This window comes from Sporolactobacillus sp. CQH2019, assembly GCF_028765345.1.
Lineage (GTDB): Bacteria > Bacillota > Bacilli > Bacillales > Sporolactobacillaceae > Sporolactobacillus.
In genome coordinates this window covers 242,130-261,111 of the sequence record NZ_JARAJZ010000005.1, presented here as the reverse complement: position 1 = coordinate 261,111, position 18,982 = coordinate 242,130, and the positions used below count along the sequence as shown (strand labels likewise).

Annotated in this window: 17 protein-coding genes, 1 pseudogene and 1 riboswitch; of the genes and pseudogenes, 9 read left to right on the top strand and 9 right to left on the bottom strand. The window is 47.3% G+C overall.

Annotated features, from left to right (window positions below; translation table 11 throughout):
- Window positions 1-309: 309 nt before the first annotated feature.
- From OYT88_RS09385 to OYT88_RS09365, 5 genes are all read left to right on the top strand, one after another.
- Complete coding sequence (locus OYT88_RS09385) at window positions 310-846, top strand: EXLDI protein (RefSeq protein ID WP_274399533.1); 537 nt, start codon at window positions 310-312, stop codon at window positions 844-846.
- 270 nt (window positions 847-1,116) lie between these two features.
- The gene (locus tag OYT88_RS09380; protein WP_274399531.1) at window positions 1,117-1,782 is read left to right on the top strand and encodes a PspA/IM30 family protein; all 666 of its coding nucleotides are present in this window, start codon (window positions 1,117-1,119) and stop codon (window positions 1,780-1,782) included.
- A 252-nt stretch (window positions 1,783-2,034) separates the two neighbouring features.
- Window positions 2,035-2,538 (top strand): DUF4178 domain-containing protein, encoded by a 504-nt coding sequence (locus OYT88_RS09375; RefSeq protein WP_274399530.1) that lies wholly within the window; start codon window positions 2,035-2,037, stop codon window positions 2,536-2,538.
- Between the two features lie 27 nt (window positions 2,539-2,565).
- The gene (locus tag OYT88_RS09370) at window positions 2,566-3,366 is read left to right on the top strand and encodes a DUF4247 domain-containing protein (RefSeq protein ID WP_274399529.1); all 801 of its coding nucleotides are present in this window, start codon (window positions 2,566-2,568) and stop codon (window positions 3,364-3,366) included.
- 75 nt (window positions 3,367-3,441) lie between these two features.
- Window positions 3,442-3,900, top strand: a complete 459-nt coding sequence (locus OYT88_RS09365) for an NUDIX hydrolase (protein WP_274399528.1) — start codon at window positions 3,442-3,444, stop codon at window positions 3,898-3,900.
- Between the two features lie 64 nt (window positions 3,901-3,964).
- Here OYT88_RS09365 and xerS read toward each other — a convergent pair whose 3' ends face one another.
- Window positions 3,965-5,080: a tyrosine recombinase XerS gene (xerS, locus tag OYT88_RS09360; protein ID WP_274399527.1), complete on the bottom strand. Its 1,116-nt coding sequence runs from the start codon at window positions 5,078-5,080 to the stop codon at window positions 3,965-3,967.
- A gap of 746 nt (window positions 5,081-5,826) precedes the next feature.
- On the opposite strand from xerS, the pseudogene OYT88_RS09355 reads away from it, so the two are divergent.
- Window positions 5,827-6,117, top strand: a pseudogene (locus tag OYT88_RS09355) (ArsB/NhaD family transporter); the annotation flags it as partial.
- A gap of 69 nt (window positions 6,118-6,186) precedes the next feature.
- Here OYT88_RS09355 and OYT88_RS09350 read toward each other — a convergent pair.
- Window positions 6,187-6,699 carry a GNAT family N-acetyltransferase gene (locus tag OYT88_RS09350; protein WP_274399526.1) on the bottom strand — a complete coding sequence of 171 codons (513 nt, stop codon included), beginning with the start codon at window positions 6,697-6,699 and terminating at the stop codon, window positions 6,187-6,189.
- Window positions 6,700-7,560: 861 nt separating this feature from the next.
- On the opposite strand from OYT88_RS09350, the gene OYT88_RS09345 reads away from it, so the two are divergent.
- Entirely contained in the window at window positions 7,561-8,226 is a 666-nt protein-coding gene (locus OYT88_RS09345; RefSeq protein ID WP_274399525.1) for a DUF975 family protein, read from the top strand.
- 126 nt (window positions 8,227-8,352) lie between these two features.
- Here the strand turns inward: OYT88_RS09345 and cypC are convergent, their stop codons facing one another.
- The 6 genes from cypC to OYT88_RS09315 all read right to left on the bottom strand — a co-directional run bounded on the left by cypC (window position 8,353) and on the right by OYT88_RS09315 (window position 14,893).
- On the bottom strand, window positions 8,353-9,609 hold the full coding sequence (gene cypC / locus OYT88_RS09340) for a CYP152 family fatty-acid peroxygenase CypC (protein WP_274399648.1): 1,257 nt from the start codon (window positions 9,607-9,609) through the stop codon (window positions 8,353-8,355).
- A gap of 292 nt (window positions 9,610-9,901) precedes the next feature.
- Entirely contained in the window at window positions 9,902-10,093 is a 192-nt protein-coding gene (locus OYT88_RS09335) for a hypothetical protein (RefSeq protein ID WP_274399524.1), read from the bottom strand.
- 158 nt (window positions 10,094-10,251) lie between these two features.
- The gene (gene thiD / locus OYT88_RS09330; protein WP_274399523.1) at window positions 10,252-11,043 is read right to left on the bottom strand and encodes a bifunctional hydroxymethylpyrimidine kinase/phosphomethylpyrimidine kinase; all 792 of its coding nucleotides are present in this window, start codon (window positions 11,041-11,043) and stop codon (window positions 10,252-10,254) included.
- The gene (gene thiW / locus OYT88_RS09325; RefSeq protein ID WP_274399522.1) at window positions 11,040-11,546 is read right to left on the bottom strand and encodes an energy coupling factor transporter S component ThiW; all 507 of its coding nucleotides are present in this window, start codon (window positions 11,544-11,546) and stop codon (window positions 11,040-11,042) included. Before thiW ends, thiD begins: the two co-directional genes overlap by 4 nt.
- A gap of 174 nt (window positions 11,547-11,720) precedes the next feature.
- Window positions 11,721-11,831: riboswitch (TPP riboswitch) on the bottom strand.
- A gap of 133 nt (window positions 11,832-11,964) precedes the next feature.
- Window positions 11,965-12,822, bottom strand: a complete 858-nt coding sequence (locus tag OYT88_RS09320) for a VOC family protein (RefSeq protein ID WP_274399520.1) — start codon at window positions 12,820-12,822, stop codon at window positions 11,965-11,967.
- A gap of 349 nt (window positions 12,823-13,171) precedes the next feature.
- The gene (locus tag OYT88_RS09315; RefSeq protein ID WP_274399518.1) at window positions 13,172-14,893 is read right to left on the bottom strand and encodes a methyl-accepting chemotaxis protein; all 1,722 of its coding nucleotides are present in this window, start codon (window positions 14,891-14,893) and stop codon (window positions 13,172-13,174) included.
- 277 nt (window positions 14,894-15,170) lie between these two features.
- Here OYT88_RS09315 and OYT88_RS09310 point away from each other — a divergent pair, with 277 nt between their 5' ends.
- Both OYT88_RS09310 and mbcS read left to right on the top strand, forming a co-directional pair.
- Entirely contained in the window at window positions 15,171-16,301 is a 1,131-nt protein-coding gene (locus OYT88_RS09310) for a stage II sporulation protein P (RefSeq protein WP_274399517.1), read from the top strand.
- A 140-nt stretch (window positions 16,302-16,441) separates the two neighbouring features.
- The gene (gene mbcS, locus OYT88_RS09305) at window positions 16,442-18,037 is read left to right on the top strand and encodes an acyl-CoA synthetase MbcS (RefSeq protein WP_274399515.1); all 1,596 of its coding nucleotides are present in this window, start codon (window positions 16,442-16,444) and stop codon (window positions 18,035-18,037) included.
- Window positions 18,038-18,134: 97 nt separating this feature from the next.
- Here the strand turns inward: mbcS and OYT88_RS09300 are convergent, their stop codons facing one another.
- Entirely contained in the window at window positions 18,135-18,896 is a 762-nt protein-coding gene (locus OYT88_RS09300) for an SDR family NAD(P)-dependent oxidoreductase (protein ID WP_274399514.1), read from the bottom strand.
- Window positions 18,897-18,982 lie beyond the last annotated feature (86 nt).

Sequence of the window (18,982 nt, the reverse complement as noted above, 5' to 3'; positions counted from 1 at the left end):
CCCACATCTCCGCTCTTTTTTTTAACGTAACATGCTTCGAATTCAAAATAGAAATTCTGAAGAATGGATCGTAAACGAATCAATGGATTGGAAGATGGATCAGGAGACTTTGTCCGTCATGTCGGCAATCATCCGGCCGGTCTTTGCGTCAATAAATAATCTCGGCATATCGGCTTATACATATAAATTGCGCATACATATGCAGACAATGTACATATGTTCTCCTTCCATTATACGTATATATCGTGTATATTTATAAATATAATCTGAATAGTTTAGATCCAAATCCCAAATGAGAGGAAGTTGCCCATGCCGAATAAAACGATTTATGTTCCGGATGCCGATCTGCAGGTTTTTGATCAAGCTCAGAAAGTTTCGGGAAATAATTTGTCGGCTACCATTGTTCAGGCGCTGCGTTACTTTGTCAAAATTGGCGAGGGAAAGGGATTTGAGCAGGTGGATGTATTAGAAGGAGAAAACGGTTTTTATAAAAGGAAACGATTTATCGGCCGGGAATTGGCATCCGCCAGTGTTTATGACGATGCCGACGAACGGATGACGAATTATATTGTTTATGAAACGGTGCACGGGCGTTACGCCGTTCTAATCACCGAGGAGAAAAAAATTCCTTTGGAGCAATCAATTGAACGGGAGCTTGAGAAAAGGATTATGGAGAGGCTCGCGGGAGAAAATAAAAAGAGCATTCAGATCTCTAAAGAAGAGGATGTTCCGGATATCCGCCGGCTGGAAGTTTATGATTCGATCGACATGCTTGCCGGGCATGTGCCCGGCGATCTTTACCGTGCCCTTCATGAGATCAGGGACGGCGAGTTTCTTGATATATGACAGTCCGCAGCGCGATTCTGTCTGTGGCCGTCTGCCGATATTTTTTATAGGAAAATGCCTGATATACGCTCATTATTCAGACACCGTTTTCGATTAAATGAATGCAGACAAACAATGGCATAAGCTTTTGTAAAAAGACAAAAAAAGGCTTTTCATCGTTTGCGGAAAGGCGTTATTATAAGAATATAAGGCCATGAAAAGTGATCTGTCATTTTTGATTTTGCCTTTCAGAAATAAAAAATGAGATCAACTGAATCGGAGGGTAATTGGATGTCCATTTTTAAGAGATTGCGCGATTTAGCCGTTTCCAATGTGTATGCTTTGATTGAAAAAGCGGAAGATCCGATCAAAATGACGGATCAGTACTTGCGTGATATGCAGGAAGACGTACTGGATGCTGAAAAAAGCGTTGCGGCGCAAATTGCTCTTGAGAAAAAATTCAAGGCTCTTTATGAAGAACAGTCCGAACTGGTCGCAAAACGTGAGAAACAGGCCCATATTGCCGTTGAGGAGGGCAATCTTGATCTTGCGAGAAGAGTCATTGAAGATAAACAGCATGCCGAACAGAAAGTGAATGAATATAAGGAACGTTATGAGCAAAACAAGGCGGCTTCGGAAAATCTCCGCGAGAAGCTTGACGAGATGCGCAAACAAGTCGCTGCACTCAAAGACAAGCGGGAAACGCTTGTTGCCAGGGTCAATGCGGCAAGGGCGCAGAAAAATATTAACGAGACTATGTCAGGCTTTGATTCAAACACAGCAATGGCCGGTCTGAAACGCATGGAAGAGAAGACATTGCAGATGGAAGCCGAGGCGGAAGCAAGCGGCGAAGTCTACAAAAAAGACAAGTCCATAGATGAAGAGTTTGAGAACCTGGGCAAGGATAAAAAAGTGGAAGATGAGCTTGCCCGGCTGATCGAGCAGCACAAAAAGTAAAAGGGCCCAAAGGCAACAAGAAATAAGCGAGCGGAGAGCCGGCATGCCGAACAGATTTTTAATAGACGGCTGCCGGCTTTATTTTTACCATCAAACAAACGGCCAAACGGCAAGCCAGTTTGAGCGGCCGAACATAAGCGCCGCGTCCGGCATGAAACTGTTCCGGCTGTCACGCCGTCACAAGAAGGCTTCGTTATGGGTACGAGGCCAAAATTTTTAAGGCAGTTTAAGGCAGATTGAGAGGAGAAAATAATGTCAGTTTTTCGCCGAATCATCAACTTAGTCAAAAAAACGGAACCGGCAATCGTCGAAAAGACGCCCTACACGTTGTCGGTAGGCGATATTGTCGATATCTCATTTTCAAGTTATACGGTGGCCGGCAGAACGTTTTTCCCGCAGCGCCAGGAGGTTTTTTTAACTTTAAAGGACGGAAGCACGGTCAAATATATGCAGGTAGCCAAGCGGGAAACATTGGATCTGGCACTCTTTGAAGCTATCGATGGCCGCCTCGAAGATATCAGTGAAGTTCCAACGACGATTGAAATGGACGGGACTCTGTATCATATGGGAGATCAGGCAGTCGGCGCGGCTCATGCGTCAGGGGATACCTCTTTTCCGTCTTCGGATGAACGGTATCTCTGGGATTTTGAATCTGACGATCGCAAGCTGCTGCGTATTGAATGGCAGGCAGGCCGGATTATGTTATATGAAGGGGAAACTGTGCTGCCGATGGAAGTCAAAATCATTCAATCATGAAGTCATGAGCAGAAAGAAGCGTTGAGCATGTTCAGACAATTGTCAAACGCCTTAAAAATCGTCCTGGTTCTGGTACTTGGGGCTTCCATACTAGCCGGATGTTCCGGGCAGTCCGCTGTCGGCGGCTATCCGCTGCTCTCCGTCTCTAAAAACGGCAATCAGGAGTCGTACATCTATCAGGCCGATAACCAGACCGTTCCGGAAGTGGCCAAAAAATTAAGCGGTCAAAGGAAACCGGAACAGATGTCTAAGACGGACAGTCAGCAAATGTTCCTGGTTTATTCCAATGAGCTTTATGATATTCAAAAAGACAAGAAGAACCCGAACAATACCGTGATTGAGGTCAGCAACAAAGCATTCGTAGACAATAACTACAGTTCATCTTTTCTGAAGGGATATCTGTCGGCGGTTCTGCTTGATCAGATCTTTCAACTGGGTCAGAACGCTGTAGGAAATTATCGGGGCTATACAAACAGCAAAACCTATCCGTCCGCATCGAAATACCGCCGGCCGACGGTACAGGAGAAAAAGGTGATTCCTCCGATAACGAAGCAGACGACGGGATCGATCATCCGGCGCAGCAATTCCGGCAGCAATTCAAATACCGTTTCAAGTACACTGTCGAAAATAGGAACGAGCGTTTCAAAAGATATGGGGCAGGCTGTCCGTTCTGTTGAAAAGAGTACAGGGAAAATTTTTAAAGCAAACAGCGGCTCCGGTTCCAATAAAGTTGCACCCAAGAGTTCAACTATTTCAATACCGAAAAACAATTCTCCTCCCAAAATAAAAACCGGCGGCTTTGGGAAGATCATAAAACGGAGCAGATAAACAGTTCTGCCGACATAAATAAAAGATATAAAAGATATATAAGAACAAGCCGCTCAATGGAGGAGGGGGTTCATCATGGATTATGTTCAGGAACTGCGGGAGCTGATCGGACATCGTCCGCTAATTATCGCAGGGGCAACCATCCTGGTTTTCAATGATAAGAGAGAAATATTGCTTCAATTACGGTCGGATACAAAAGAGTGGGGGCTGCCGGGAGGTGCCATGGAACTCGGTGAGTCGTTTGAACAGACCGCCAGGCGCGAGTTATTTGAAGAAACCGGATTGACCACAGAAGAGCTGGTATTTGTTGCCGTTTTTTCAGGCCGGGAATTTTATTTTAAATATCCGAATGATGATGAAGTCTTTAATGTAATCGTTGCCTATGAAACGAACAGGGCGACGGGGGAACTGGCGATGAATGACGGTGAGAGCCTGGAGCTGAAATTTTTTGATTTTCGGCATTTACCGGAAGAGCTTGACGAGCGGACGAAGATTATTTTGGCACGCGGCGGCATTCAGAAAACGGTTAATTAAAGAGTACATAAATTATATTATGTAAACTGGACTGAGAAAAAGAGGGAAGGGAATCCGTCTCCCGTTAATCCGATTGCTTTTCTTCGGGAAACGGTTCCTGATTGTCGAAGTGATCGTCCATATGATCCACGGCTTTTTTCAGTTCATCGTTAGACAAATGTGTATAGATCATCGTCGTCTGAACGGACGAATGCCCCAGTTGACGGCGCAGCTTCGGAATATCGTTATTCTCGGCCTGATAGCGTGTCGCAAAAGAATGCCGCAATTTATGTACCGACAGCGACGGTTTGCCGAAAGCCGTTGCGTATTTTTTTACCAGATTTTCAATGGCCCGCGGGCTGAGCCGCCGTGTTGTATCCTTTGGACCCATGGGTGCAGAAACAAATAAGGCTTTATTGGATGACGGCAGATGGTATTTTTTAGCGCGGACATTCAGATAATCCTCAAGATCGAGGCTGGCCTGTTCACTGAAAAAGACGTACTGCTCCTTGTTTCCCTTGCGAATGACACGGACCATTCGTTTTTTGAAGTCAACATCGCTGACATCCAGGCCGACGACTTCGGAAAGGCGGAGTCCCGACCCTAATATGAGGGAAACGATCGCTGTGTCGCGTTCAGCGTTTTGGCTGTGGAAATGAAGCAGCTTCCGGTTATCTTTTACTACATCGCGGTAGTCGCGGGCGACAAAACAGCGAAATTGTTCGTATTCATCATTCCAAAGAATTTTTCCGGCCATTTTCTGGGCGATTGTTTCCTGGTCTTCTTTTATTTTGTTAAAAGCAATTTTAGCCATGACATTGCGCAGCAGATAGGGCTTGAGATCGGGTGTTTCAGCGACGTTCTGCAGATAGTTGAATAGTGATTTCAGTGCGGAAAGCTTGCGGTTGATTGTGAATTTGTCATTATGCAGCCGAAATTGCAAATAGGAAAGAAAATTTTCCACAGACTGCGGGGTCAGCGACTCCAGACAATCCAGCGGAATTTCTGTGCGCTTGCCGGTGAAAAAACCTTCAGCGAGCAGCCAGTCAAAGAAGATTAAATAATCATGGCAGTAATTAAGCAGTGATCTCGGCGACATCGTCCGCATTTTCTTGTCGACGTACTCTCGGACATACCACGGCAATTCAGCCGTTTTTTCATCAATACGGTCGTAAAGTCGGCGGTTGCGTTCATCGGCCATTGAAAACACCTCCATAAAAATAAAAATGCATTAACTAGGGAGAAATCAGTTTTTATTTTAACACGAGGATATTACTTCGTCAAAATTATATTTTACGCAGTAATCTAGGGCAGTGAAAATGCTCCTCTTTCTATCAATGATTCTCGTGTCACAAATCTGCAGATCATATTTTCTTTTGCACTTTCTTCATCCTTTTAAATATCCTTTTAAATATCAGATTCAAACTCATTAAATATCAGATTCAAACTCAAAGATTTTTACATTTTCTATCGATGGTTCCCACGCCGCCGATTCATTTCATTTCATTAAAATCTGAAATGTAGATCTGTCAAAAACAACATAATCTGAAACGATATCGCTAAAATAAATCACTTTAAATTTTAACAGTCTTTCTGACTGACTTTACTTACCCATTATTTCATTCATTTGCTTTATCTCTTTTCCTGACAAGCAGGCAATTATTCCTGGATCCGTACCACCGCATCGACTTGCCTGAGAAAAAATCATGATGTCATGCACTGTCCTCGCTTTTTACCTACCTGCTCGCCGTCCTCCTTCCTTTCGGCTTAGCTTTTAATTTATCTGAATTTTTAATCTACCGCGGTAAATTTGACGGATCAATGAGTACTGCCTATGATAGTTACGCTGCAAAAGATTTTTTGATCCTGCTCCCCTTTTGGACTGGCCAAGATCGGTTGCTTGCAAAATATATAAGCGTATTTTAATATAAAGATATCGAAATATAGTTGATGAACAATATGCCGACGGTGATGATTAATGCCCTCTCGATCGATGCCACTCCGATGACGGGTTTGATGCGCCGGGCACTGGTTTATGCGAACGGGGTCGGTGCCGATCTGGGTCCGAAAATGACGCCGATTGGCTCACTGGCCACCCTGCTGTGGCTGCATGTGCTGTCCGAAAAGGGCGTCAAAATCAGGTGGGGACAGTATTTTAAAATCGGTGTTGTTATTACCCTGCCTGTTCTGTTGCTCACCTTGATCGGTGTTTATCTTTCTGTACTGCTGTTTGCTTGAATCGGATCAAAAACTTTTTAATAAAAACGGCCGGCTCATCGCAAGTCGGCCATTTTTTACTCATTTTGTTTATATCCCGATAATCGGGCTTCTGCGCTCCATCAGAATCACATCGTGCCATGAGCCGTCGGGCATTTGAGCAATTCTTTCCCGAAACCCGATTTCCCTGAACCCACACTTTGCATGCAACGCTAAACTTGTCTTGTTTTCTCGGGTGATGGCAGATTGCAAAGTCCAAAAGCCATTGTCCTCCGCATCATGAATCAAGTATTTTAAAAGCGCTGTTCCCACCCCCTGCCCTTTGCGTGTATCGCTTATATAAATACTGATCTCGCCGATTCCTTTATAGCAGCAACGGCTCGAGGTCGGACTTAATGCAGCCCATCCCAATATTGAGCCTTCTGAACGTGCGACAATCCGGCATGTCTTCACATGGCTTTGATCCCATTCGCTCCATTCCGGGGCCCCGGTTTGAAAGGTTGCTAACCCTGTTTTTATACCGTCGAGATAAATTTGTCGGATCTGATCCCAGTCGGATGGGTTCATGCCATCAATATGGTAGTTCGTCTGATTGATTTCCATTTGGTCTCGCTTCTTCCAGTAGGAAAATAAAGGTTGAATGCATGGAGGACTCTTCCACGCATTCGCTTTATGCTTATTTTACACCTTCTTTTCCATCGGAATAACAGCTAATTTTGTTTAACCAGTATGGAATATAACCGCATCACTTTGGCTTCTACGAATTTACTTTAGCAGTTGGAATTGTGATCTTGGGACCTTATTGTCTTATGTTTTTACATCACCGGTCTCAAATCACTCAGCCCTATGGTGGCTGGCATGCTGGAAACTTTAGATCCTTTCACAGCTTACAGTTTTTAGATATCATTTTAACAATTCTGACTATTATTTTTAATTTACCGGCCAATAAAGTTAGCATCTAAATAGAAAAGAGAGAATAGATCGTGAGTATTACATCCTTAATTGCGATTTTTAAATGACTTTCCAAAAATGAATACCATGATAATGGTTACTGAAAGAGACGGACAAATTGTCAAACTGCGGTTTAATTTAAATAACGATTTATAAACATAAATTCAGTGAGAAATTAATCTCATTTGTTTTTCTCTCAACTCAATTCCATTCCATTCTACTCTACAAGTGCTAACCGTTTAGAGTTTAGAACACAGTGATCCAAGTTCTACAGGGTTCCGCAGCTTGAAATCGATAACAGTTTACTGTGTTCACAGAAGGGATAAAGGCCTCCTAAAAATGAAGAACCGAAGTGGAATTCGCACAGAAATTTCACTCCGGTTCTTTTTGTTAGTGCGTTCGGCTTTTCTCCTTAACGATAGGTTCCATCCTCCACCCTTTTTATGTTACATTATAATTACCGAAAGAGTTACTGACACCATTGGAGATTAAACCAGGAGGAAAATCGGGTACATGCGCATCTTAGAAATTAAGAAAAAAGCCAGAAAATCATTGAAAGATTATTGGGCGGTTGCTGCGCTGCTCACTTTTTTAATGGCACTTATCGTTATCGGCGCCCCCTATTTTTTCGAAATTGCACTTTGCGGCGGAGTGAGCAATTGGATAAATAATTGGGCAATGACGAACCAGACACCCGCATCCGTACAGCTCATTGAATTGGTTTATTCCCTCGTGCTTACGCCCTTCACATTCAGCGTCTGCTGGTTCTACCTCTCGCTTGTCAGGTCTGAGCATCCGCAATTATACGGCGTGTTTTCGGTTTATACCGATACAAATAGATCACTGAGACTCATCTGGGCTTCAGTCGTCATGGAAGTATATGTCATTCTGTGGTCCCTGTTGTTTATTATTCCCGGTATCATCAAAGGTTTATCCTATTCTCAAACCGTTTTCATCCTGAGAGACCATCCTGAATATTCCGTTTCAGAAGCGATTACGGAAAGCAGAAGGATGATGGACGGCCATAAATGGGAGCTTTTTTTATTAAATTTAAGTTTTATCGGCTGGATGATTCTTTCCGTGTTCCTGACGGCGTTTATCGGCTTGTTGTGGGTTATTCCCTATGTTCTCGCTTCCGTTGCCGAATTTTACGATGAACTGAGGTCGGAAGAAAGATAACGTCCCGACTCCTGAACCGGATGTTCGTCATGAGGAGATTGATCGCAAAAAATAACCGCCCGGCCTGCCTTTCTCTGCCGGGCGGTTATTTCTGTCGGCTTACGTTCACCGTTCCGCGAGCTGGGGTTAAAGTGTTTTTCGTCTGACACGCTGGATGACCATTCTGTCCTCAGGCAAAGCAGGAATGCGCGACAGATTGATACTCAGGTCCTGGACAGGCACTTCATAATCGATCTCATTCGTCAGAAAATGCAGACCGGCCTCCATGACGCGAACAGTCAGTGCCTCTCCGGCACACCGATGGCCGAGGCTGTTGTCTCCGCCTCCCTGCGGAATAAAGTCAAAAGGGCTGCCCTGCCAATGGTCAAAGCGCTCGGGGCGGAACTCGTCGGGCTGATTCCAAATACGGGGATCGTGGTTCATTCCATAGACATCAAGCAGTACCAAGGTTCCCTCTTCAAATTGATAGTTTTTCCATGTAAAATTGCGGCGCACCCGTGCTCCGACAAAAGGAGTAAACGGGTAGAAACGCCGGACTTCTTGGACAAATTGCTGAACATATGGCCCTTTCCCGGATTGCATTTTCTTCCGGCATTCGGGATGTTCATAAAGAGCATGGACGCCGAAAGTGATGTACGTCGCGATCGCGACGATAGGCCTCAGGATATTAAGCAGCTCCACCGCAGCGATTTTGCTTTCCAGCGGCTTGTCGTTTAGCCCACGGTGCCGGGCGATGGCATCGGCGGCAGTGCCCTTCGGAGGATTCAGCTCCCCATCCCGGATTTGTTCAATCATTGTTTCGATCCATTGCTCGGATCTTTTGCGGGCTTCCTTCCCCTGCCAGTGTCTCGGCCCTACCGCTCCAAAACCGTCCACCATTTTGCCGAGATCGTCGGCTCTTTTGCCGGCTTCGGCTTCTTTCAATGGGACACCTGCCCATTCGCAGGCAACCCGGCACAGGATTTCCTGAACATCGTCAAAGAGAATGATCCGATCCCTGCTTTCCCATTTTTGAATCGTTTTCCGCCATTGCGTATAGGTCAGATCGACGATGTCGTTAAGCCGCCCAGGGGTCATCAAAGACATGAAAAGGAGTTTGCGGTGCCTGTGCGCCGCTCCGTCAAGGCCTTGAACACCGTTCTCCCCGAACAGTGTTTTTTGAATCCTTTTCGGCGCTGCTCCTTTTCGTATAAACCGTTCTTCATCATAAAAAAGCTGAGCCGCCTCGGCTCCGGTCATGCAGATTACATTTTGGGCGAGCAAACGTGTCTGAAAGACGTCAGTCTGCAGATACCGGCATCGGTTGCGAATAAACAAATAACCTTCGGACAGCAGCTCGAGACTGTTATCCAGGCCTTCAGAACGGGGAATGTGCACGTTCATGTTCATAGAAACCTGCTCCTTTATCGGATTATAAGACACTATCTGTTTTGACCTGCTTCAGAAAATCTATGCATAAAAAGATTTCTAAAAAACAATATTGTCTGGGACAATGCACGGGGACCTATAAGTGAGCAACGGCCGAACATTAAAAAAGATAGGCTGCCAACAGATGGGATGACAAAAACGGATGACGCAGCCGCTCATCCGTTTTTCTATATCGGGGGTCGGCTGCGGACCGACCTGTACCGGAACCCGAAATGATTAACCGCCTATTGCCCCTATTTGTATACAATTATGGCTGTGCCGCATGTATAAACGGCAGGAAAATGTCATCGGCAATTTCCTCAATGGTTTTGCCAGATATCGGTTCCCGTCTCATGATCAGCTCGCGGCGCAGTAAATCCAGCGGCAATGAAATGATCCGGGGTGTTTCCTCAGGTTGGATTTCTCCGCGAAGCGCCCCGTTTTTCAGAATCGTCGTCATGGCTGCCGTCAGCTTACTCTTCGGTCTCGGCTGGTGATCCGGGGCATGGACGCGATTATCGTGCGTTCCATCATCATAAGGCTTCTGATCGTCCGCGCTCCGACTAATTTGAACGGCCTCATATAAGCCTATGCAAGATGTGAGGGATTTTTAACACTTTAGCCTTCCGGAAACCAGCGGTAGAAGTGATGCGTCGGTCCGTGGCCGTGTCCGAGTGACAGGCTGTGCTCAATCGCTCCCTGAATATAGGTCTTGGCCTCGCGGATGGCGTCTGTAAGAGACCGTCCTCCGGCAAGATAAGCCGCAATCGCCGACGATAGGGTGCATCCGGTGCCGTGCGTATTTTTTGTATCTATCCGCTTGCCTGTAAACGGATAAAAGCGGGTGCCGTCATAAAAAATATCGGTCGGATCTTCCGACAGATGGCCGCCTTTGACGAGGACGCTTTCAGGCCCCATCCGGAAGATCTCTTTTGCGGCCTGCTGCATGTCCTCAATCGTTTCCACCTTGTAGCCGACCAGCCGCTCCGTTTCGAAAAGATTCGGAGTCACAACCGTTGCAAGCGGCAAAAGCCTTTGAATCAGCGTTTCTCTCGCCTCCGGTTTCAATAGATCAAATCCGCTTTTAGATACCATGACGGGATCCAGCACACTGTATTTCGGACCGTATTCCTTCAGCTTGTCTGCAATGGTGCATATCGCGGCGCTGTTGGAGACCATGCCGATTTTAACGGCATCGACCGGAATATCACGGAAGACGGCATCTATCTGCCCGCCGATTATTGCGGGCGAAAGATCCTCGACGTCATTTACACCCAGCGTATTCTGCGCCGTTACGCTGACAATAGCGCTCATACCGTACACACCGAGTGCGGAAAAGGTTTTCAGATCGGCCTGAATGCCTGCCCCTCCGCTTGAATCCGATCCGGCAATCGTCAAAGCCGTTTTCATTTTCCGTCACCTCGCATATATCGGGTAAATTCCGGATGAACGGCCATTATTTTCAGCAGGATGTAAGCGATAAGACTGCCGAAAGTTGTTGCGAGCAGAAAAGGTGCAACAAAAAAAGTAGCCGCTACGTTCTGTCCGAGAATAAATCTGGCAATCGGAAACGAGACAAGCGAACCGATCAATCCTGTTCCGATGACTTCGCCAATGGCGGCAAAAACAGGTTTTTTAAGCCAAAGATAGAAAAGTCCTGCCAGGCAGGCGCCGATCATGCTTCCCGGAAAGGCAAAAACAGAGCCTGTTCCAAGCAGGTTGCGCAGCAGTGAGATGGCGAAAGCCGTGCCGACAGCGTAAACGGGGCCGAAAAGAACGGCCGACAGAACATTAATGATATGCTGAACGGGGAAAATTTTGGCCACGCCTATGGGAATATACAGCAAATTGCCGGCAATGACGCCTATCGCGACGAGAAGAGCAGAAAATGTAAGCCTGTACAGCGGTTTCAAAATTCATTCCTCCTTAAAAAAATAAAATAGACCGGAACATCTTTTTTACCTGATCGGGAGGAAACAGAAAAATGCGGGTTATCGGTTTCCGCTGCGCACAGATGTTTGTCTTTTCTTCCCTGTTAAATAAATTAAAAAGCGCGGGCCTTAAAAACGCCCGCGCTTGAAGATAGTCTTCCTTTAGGTGCAACTTCCCTCCGCTGGCATCGTCCAGATCAGGTAAAAGGGGTCAAAGACCGTAAGTCTTACTCTCAGCCGGCCGCTCCGGCTCCCCCAGTGCTTAAATGAAATTGTCCTCTCCTGCTGTCATTATAAACTACCACAAGGATGACCGCAATTCAATCGATTTTGCCTTAGAAAAAACGGCGGAAGGAGACAGACCTTGTTTTGTACCTCCCTTTTACTTCTCTGATCTGTATCATTTATTTTTCAGCCCAAGCACGATACGGATATTTGACGGATCGCTGACCATGACCCGGCCGTTTTCTTCCGTTACTGGCGCTCCCATCGCTTTCAGCCGTTCAATGGCAGCGTCCCTTGCCTCAGAACTTGTAAACGCAAGTGTGAAATCTCTCATGCCTATCTTTTCGCTTTCCGTTGCCGGAATACCTTTGCTTCTCCATGTATTGAGACCAATATGGTGATGGTAGCCCCCTGTAGAAATAAAATCTGCCTGATCGCCAAAGTTTGCGACCAGATCGAAACCCAGCCCCTGACAGTAAAAACGTTCGGATGCCTTCAGATCGGCGACTTGCAGATGAATATGGCCGATGATGGTTTGCTCGGGCATCCCTTCCCACTCTTTGCCGCCCGATTCATTAAGGATCTGTTCATCGAGTGCCTCGGTGGTCATAAAAACTTTGCCGTCGTTCCATTTCCATTGTGCGGCCGGACGATCATGATAAAGTTCGATCCCGTTCCCGTCCGGATCTGCCAGATAAACGGCTTCACTGACCGCGTGATCGGCTCCTCCCTGAAGCGGATAGCCTTCCTTGAGCAGATGGGCCAGAATGAGCGCCAGATCCGCCCGGGAAGGCAGCAAAAGGGCCACATGATAGAGCCCTGCTTTTCTTGGGTTTCCCGGGATCACCGGAATCGGCTGTTCAACGGTGACGAGCGGATCTGTGCCGTTTGCGGTAAAGACAGCCCTTCGCTGTTCCTTTTTGAGTACGCGGAGCCCGAGTATCTTTTGGTAAAATTCAAGTGAACGTCCCAGATTGTTGACGAATAAATAAACTTCGCTTGCGAATGTATTCGGATAATTGTGAAATGCCATCAAAGCGCGCCCCTTTTTCTAAATAAAATTCATCTTATTACATTATGTAAGTAAAGGATCCCGCTGTCTACAAATTGTTCCTCATGACTTGTACAAAGCCGTGCCGCCGGCCCGTTCGCCGGTGCCGGAGCCCGTTCCGTTCATTTTGCTGCCATACCGGCTTTGCATGCACAGATGGTGTATGGCAACGGATATCTGCCGTCCGACGTTCTGGTTATTGATTCAAAAAGGTCCGCCGCGGGGACCTATCAAAAAAGGACATCTCCCGGTCAAAAAGCTGACCTGAAATGTCCTTGCAGATTCGGGGCCGATCTGTCTGTCCGCGCCGGAAGCGGCCGTTTGCCGCCGTTTAAATTTTAAAGCGTTTAATCAGTTTATCGAGCTGCTGTGCGGCCTCGCCCATCGTTTCCGCGTCCTTGCGGAAGCTTGTCATCGTTTCGTTAACCCCGTCCATTGACAGAGAAACTTCGCCGACACTGGCTGCCGATTCCTCGGAAACGGCGGCGATCGCTTCAATGGATTGCCTCATATTCACGCCGATCTCGCTGACCTTCCGCAGGCGTGTAGACATGATCTGCATTTTTTTGCCGATTGTCTGCATCTGCTCGTCAATCCGGGTGAACTGCCGGCCGGTCGTATCGATCTGTTCCGAGCCCCTTTCCACTTTTTCATAACTCATATTAAGGGCCTCATTGACTTCTGAGGAATCCGTCCGAATGCCGTTCATCATACCTGAGATTTCCTTGGCCGACGCGGAAGTCTGATTGGAAAGCCTGCGGATCGATTCGGCAATCACCGAAAAGCCCTTTCCGTCTTTCCCTGCCCTGGCCGATTCAATCGAAGCGTTAAGGGCGAGAAGATTGGTCTGTCCTGCGATCTCTTCAATTAAACCGATCAATTTGGAGATATTTTTCATCCGTTCTTCAAGGTGATTCATTTTGGCTAAACAGTTTTGGACACTGCCGTCTATGCTATTCATATTTTTGATTGATTCGTCGATCGATGTTTTTCCTTTTTTCGTCACTTCTACGGCCGAAAGAGACAGATCATATATGGACACTGCCCGTGATACTTCGGCCGCCAGATCTTTCATAAAATCGCGCGTCATGTCCGAAATCCGGGAAGTGTTCTCAGCCTGGCCCTCTATGCCTGAGGACAGCTCCGACATCGTATGCTTGACATCCTTGCTGCTCTGTGACACTTTATAAGCCGAATGGATCAGTCGATTGCTGTTATTCTTCGTCGTTTCAGAGAGATGGGCTATTGACTCGGTCATCGTCAGCAGATTCGCTTTCATTTTCGCGATGGATCCGGCAATTAAGCCGAGTTCGTCTTTTCCGGAAACGTTTTTATCGGATTCTCTTAAGTCGCCCGCAGCAATCCGATCGGTCATGTTCACCACATGATCGAACGATTGTCTGAGCCTGCGCTCAATAATCAAAGTAACCGCTCCGCCGATCAGGATCGAAAGAGCGAGACTTGAGACAAGAAATCCGATGGCCCATTTGATCTGTGTCTGGGCGTTAGCTACTGCGGACTGCTGCTGCTTGACAAGGGAAGCGCGCAGCTGCTGAAGCAGATTCAATGTATTGTCCTGGATCTTGTTTTGCTCGCTGCGCAACTGCTTCGCTTTATTCATATCCTGCATCAGTACGGCAGGGACAAACTCATTTTGAAAATTGTTGTAGGTCATTGAGTCATTTCTCATGATTTGTGAGAAAATTTTCACTTGCTCCGGTGTCTTCATATAAGGCTCAATCTTTTTTTCCGCCTGCGTCAGCTTCATCTGGTCCTTAGAATAGGCATTGACCGCCGCATCGCCGGGATTCAGAAGATAATCGACCACCCGGGTGTCTTTCGAAAGAAATAACGAGCCGATCTCCGTAATCTGCACGACGCGATTCCCCTCCGCCCCGGCGCTGTCGACCTTGTCAAGCGAAAAGATGAGCAGTGCCGCCGAGAGCACAACCGCAGCAAACGTCAAAATCAAGATAACACCAAGATTCACAAGGTACTTCTGGCCGATCCTTAGATTACTCCATCGCAAGTTTTTCAATCGTTCGTGATCCATGTCGATCCCCCTACAATCCTGACAAATGTACAAAAAAATACATTAACAAGTATCAGACGAAACAGACATTCGATCAAGGGCATTTATGTAAATTTATTGTAAATTATTCTTCATTAACTGTCCCGTGAATGATTTTCACTTCACGGATGCGCTTCTGCCGCGGTTTCCCGTTGATGTTTCAAAGAGCAAAAATAGCAAATGAAGTCTATCTTTCTGCTTCCCGATCATAGAGTGTAAGAGACAGCACACGCACACCTGATGATTGGGAGGGACAAGCTTGAAACAAATCACGCAGCAAAAACATCGATCACTCTTTCACGGACTCTTCTCTCGTTATCTTCTTCTTCTTGTCCTGGTCTATGGGCTGACAGTTTTGATGATCGCCGGGCAGGTAAAAATCGCTTTCATCGATGACGCCCTGCAAAATATTGATTTGCCGGCGGAAATTCTGCTTCCGGAAACATTCGGCAATGAGAACGCTTTATTCAGCCATGCCATCCCGGCCAACGATCGTCCGAGGAGTATTTATCCCCTCATACTGGAAGCGATGACGACGCTTCGTTTCGACGATATTCGCAGCCTGTTCGGTTCGGAGCTTCCGGGATTTACGACTTATAATACAAAGATATTCAGCGCCGGGAAAGGACTCAATTATACGAATCTGCCCCAGGACTCGCCTCCCCCTCCGCAGATGAATCTGCCGGCTCCGAAAACGTCTGTGCCGGCGAAGAAGCAGACGGAACAGCAGCCTAAGGCCAATCAGATAAAAAAAACGGTTTATCTCTACCATTCACACAGCTGGGAATCCTACAAACCGGCGCTTACCGGCCAGAGCAATGCTTCGAGTGCCGTCAGCGCCGATCCGAGTCTGGACGTCATCCATGACGGTACGGTGATCGATCAGGAGTTAGCCGCGAACGGGATCGGCTCTGTCCATGATACGAGCAACAAAAATGTCATGCTCCGGCAGCGGGGCTGGAATTATAATGAGGCTTACCAATACTCGAGAATCATTGCCGAGGCCGCTATGAAGCAGAATCCGGGCATGACCTATCTGATCGATATTCATCGAGATTCATCCGCCGGATCAATCACAACGATGACGCTGAATCACGTTTCCTACGCGCGCATCAGTTTCATAATCGGTGAAGACAATCCGAACTACTCGGCCAATCTTTATCTGGCCAGGCAGATCAAAAATCTGCTGGATCAACATTATCCGGGACTCGTGCTCGGCATCATCGGCAAGACCAAATATTCCGGGGACGGGGTGTACAATCAGGATCTGTCGAAAAACGCTCTGCTCATCGAAGTGGGCGGCGTCGATAATACGCTTGCGGAAGTAGACCGCAGTTCAAAAGCATTTGCCGACGCATTGAGTACCTATATCAAAAAATTAAAAAATTAAATTATAAAAAAGAGTTGCATTTTTTAGCACCTGGTATTAACATTTGGTTGTATAAGTTATATAAAGTGATCTTCGCTCTTCAACCGGATTCATCCGTTTGATAAAATGACCGTTGATTAAAGGAGAGGTGTGCCGTATCTATGGAACTGAATGATTTGATTGCTCCGGAAGTTTATAATCTGACAAGTGAGATTGATCGTTATGATTCGGATAAAATTGCTCTGCGCTGGGAAGGTGAAACAGGCGAGAAAAGATCGGTAACGTATCATGAACTGATTGAAAAAGGGAAACGCTTTGCCAATGTTTTGACCGGCCTGGGGATTAAAAAGGGAGACCGGGTCATGATGATGGTTCCCAAAATTATTGACACCTATGTCATCTATCTGGGTGCGCTCCGCGCCGGAATCGCCGTTATTCCCGGTTCGGAAATGCTGCACGCGGGAGATATTGCCTTCCGCATCAATCAGGGAGGAGCGAAAGCAATCATTGCCTATCGCGACTACATCGATCAGATTGAACAGGTCAAGGAACCCATGCCGTCCCTGCAGTATAAAATTTCCGTCGAAAGCACGGCCGACGGCTGGCTGTCGATGGATAAACTGATGGCCGGTGCCTCCGCAGATTTTACAACGGTCGCCACGCGCAGAGACGACATCGCTTTTCTGACCTATACATCCGGAACGGCGGGCACCCCTAAAGGTGTTGTGCATGATCATGGCTGGGCATATGCCCATTTAAGAATCGCACCACGCCGCTGGCTCAATATTCACGAAGATGATATCGTCTGGGCAACGGCAGGGCCCGGATGGCAGATGTGGATCTGGAGCCCCTTCCTTTCTGTCCTCGGGATGGGCGTTACCGGAATCGTTTATGAAGGACGCTTCCATCCCGCGAAACAGCTTGAACTGCTTCAGGACTATAAAGTCAATGTACTCCTCTGCACGCCGACGGAATACCGCCTGATGGCCAAAGTGGATCATCTCGGCAGCTACGATCTTTCTCATCTGCACACCGCTTGTTCGGCAGGCGAAGCGCTGAACAGCGGAGCCATCGATACGTTTAAAAAGACGTTCGGGCTTGAGTTGAAAGACGGTTACGGACAGACAGAGAGCACGCTTCTGATCGGGACGACGGTCGATACCGAACTTCGCCTCGGCTCCATGGGTCAGCCGCTTTTCGATGATGTTATCACGATTGTCGATGAGGACGGCCATCCGGTTCCCGACGGGGTTATCGGGAACATTGCCGTCCGCCGTGATTTTCCCGCTTTGCTGAAGACTTACTATCATCAGCCGGATCGCTATCAGGCTGCCGTGATCGGCGACTATTTTCTGACCGGCGACCGGGCTTCCAGAGATAAAGACAACTACTTCTGGTTTCACGGCCGGCGCGACGATGTTATTATCAGTTCCGGATTTACGATCGGTCCGGCCGAAGTTGAAGACGCGCTGCTGAAGCATCCTGCAGTTAAGGATTGTGCCGTGGTTGCGAGTCCTCACCCGGTCCGCGGAAATATTGTCAAAGCGTTTGTCGTTTTGAAAGAAAGTTACGCCGGAAGCAACTCTCTGGCAAGAAAGCTGAAAGTATTTGTCAAGAATGAGACGTCTCCGTACAAATATCCGCGGGAAATTGAATTCGTCGCCGATCTGCCGAAAAGTGTATCCGGTAAAATAAAGCGGGCCGATCTCAGAGATCTTGAGATCAGCAGGGCGCGTAAAAAGGGCATCAAAGTCTGAACCTTTGAGCAGACTATGAACTATTAAGCCGCTTCTTCATTCATCGAAGAAGCGGCTTTCCTGTGTCTTAAGGCCGAAAAAGATTTTTAGGCCCCCCTCATTTTTCTCCCATCACATACTTGGCCGCCTTTGCCGTCCAGCTGATCGGCAAAAGTTTGGCCGCGATCGTACCCGCCCGGTTCATTCCTCCGGCAACGACGGCGCGTTTTCCGTTCATCAGGGCCTCGTAACCGAGACGGGCGACGCGCTCCGGTGCCATGGTCCGGCTGAACATTCTTGTCCCCTCTGCCCCGGCAACCGTTCCGAAACGGGTTTGGGTCGGTCCCGGGCAAAGTACCGTAACGGTTGCTTCAGAACTCTTCAGTTCTTCGGCAAGCGCTTCTGAAAAAGAAAGAACATAAGCCTTGGTGGCAAAATAAACAGCCATATACGGACCGGGCTGAAAAGCGGCCGTGCTGGACACATTCAGAATCCGGCCGCCTTTTTCCTTCATTCCCGGAAGCACGTAATAGCTCAGTTCTGTCAGTGCGGCGATGTTTAACTGAACCATCTGCAGCTGCTCCTGGATGTCCAGCCCATCGAATGCACCCAGCAGGCCGAATCCGGCATTATTGACGAGTATATCGATCGGGATGTCTGCCTGCTCGATTTCCTTAAAAATCTCTTTCGCTGCCCCCGGAACACTGAGATCCTTGACAATATAATGCACTTTTGTACTTGTAAACGTTTCTTTTATTTTCTCCAGTTTCTTCGCCGTCCTTGCAACAAGGACAAGGTCGTAGCCGTCTTTTGCGAACAGTTTGACGAACTCATAGCCTAAACCGCTTGTCGCGCCGGTAATCAGTGCCGTTTTTGCCATCTGCAGCCCCGCTTTTCAATGAATGTTTAAACCTATCATAATGAAGGCTTTATCCTCTGTCAATTTTAATCGTCGGTTGTCCCGGG

What these genes read in the sequence shown, in the direction of transcription:
- OYT88_RS09350 (WP_274399526.1), bottom strand. Translation starts at nt 6,699, where the DNA reads ATGGAAATCAATCAGACGAACTACCATATTGATGGCATGAACCCATCC.
- OYT88_RS09385 (WP_274399533.1), top strand. Translation starts at nt 310, where the DNA reads ATGCCGAATAAAACGATTTATGTTCCGGATGCCGATCTGCAGGTTTTT.
- OYT88_RS09370 (WP_274399529.1), top strand. Translation starts at nt 2,566, where the DNA reads ATGTTCAGACAATTGTCAAACGCCTTAAAAATCGTCCTGGTTCTGGTA.
- OYT88_RS09365 (WP_274399528.1), top strand. Translation starts at nt 3,442, where the DNA reads ATGGATTATGTTCAGGAACTGCGGGAGCTGATCGGACATCGTCCGCTA.
- OYT88_RS09345 (WP_274399525.1), top strand. Translation starts at nt 7,561, where the DNA reads ATGCGCATCTTAGAAATTAAGAAAAAAGCCAGAAAATCATTGAAAGAT.
- OYT88_RS09380 (WP_274399531.1), top strand. Translation starts at nt 1,117, where the DNA reads ATGTCCATTTTTAAGAGATTGCGCGATTTAGCCGTTTCCAATGTGTAT.
- OYT88_RS09315 (WP_274399518.1), bottom strand. Translation starts at nt 14,893, where the DNA reads ATGGATCACGAACGATTGAAAAACTTGCGATGGAGTAATCTAAGGATC.
- thiD (WP_274399523.1), bottom strand. Translation starts at nt 11,043, where the DNA reads ATGAAAACGGCTTTGACGATTGCCGGATCGGATTCAAGCGGAGGGGCA.
- cypC (WP_274399648.1), bottom strand. Translation starts at nt 9,609, where the DNA reads ATGAACGTGCACATTCCCCGTTCTGAAGGCCTGGATAACAGTCTCGAG.
- OYT88_RS09375 (WP_274399530.1), top strand. Translation starts at nt 2,035, where the DNA reads ATGTCAGTTTTTCGCCGAATCATCAACTTAGTCAAAAAAACGGAACCG.
- mbcS (WP_274399515.1), top strand. Translation starts at nt 16,442, where the DNA reads ATGGAACTGAATGATTTGATTGCTCCGGAAGTTTATAATCTGACAAGT.
- OYT88_RS09300 (WP_274399514.1), bottom strand. Translation starts at nt 18,896, where the DNA reads ATGGCAAAAACGGCACTGATTACCGGCGCGACAAGCGGTTTAGGCTAT.
- OYT88_RS09320 (WP_274399520.1), bottom strand. Translation starts at nt 12,822, where the DNA reads ATGGCATTTCACAATTATCCGAATACATTCGCAAGCGAAGTTTATTTA.
- xerS (WP_274399527.1), bottom strand. Translation starts at nt 5,080, where the DNA reads ATGGCCGATGAACGCAACCGCCGACTTTACGACCGTATTGATGAAAAA.
- OYT88_RS09335 (WP_274399524.1), bottom strand. Translation starts at nt 10,093, where the DNA reads ATGACGACGATTCTGAAAAACGGGGCGCTTCGCGGAGAAATCCAACCT.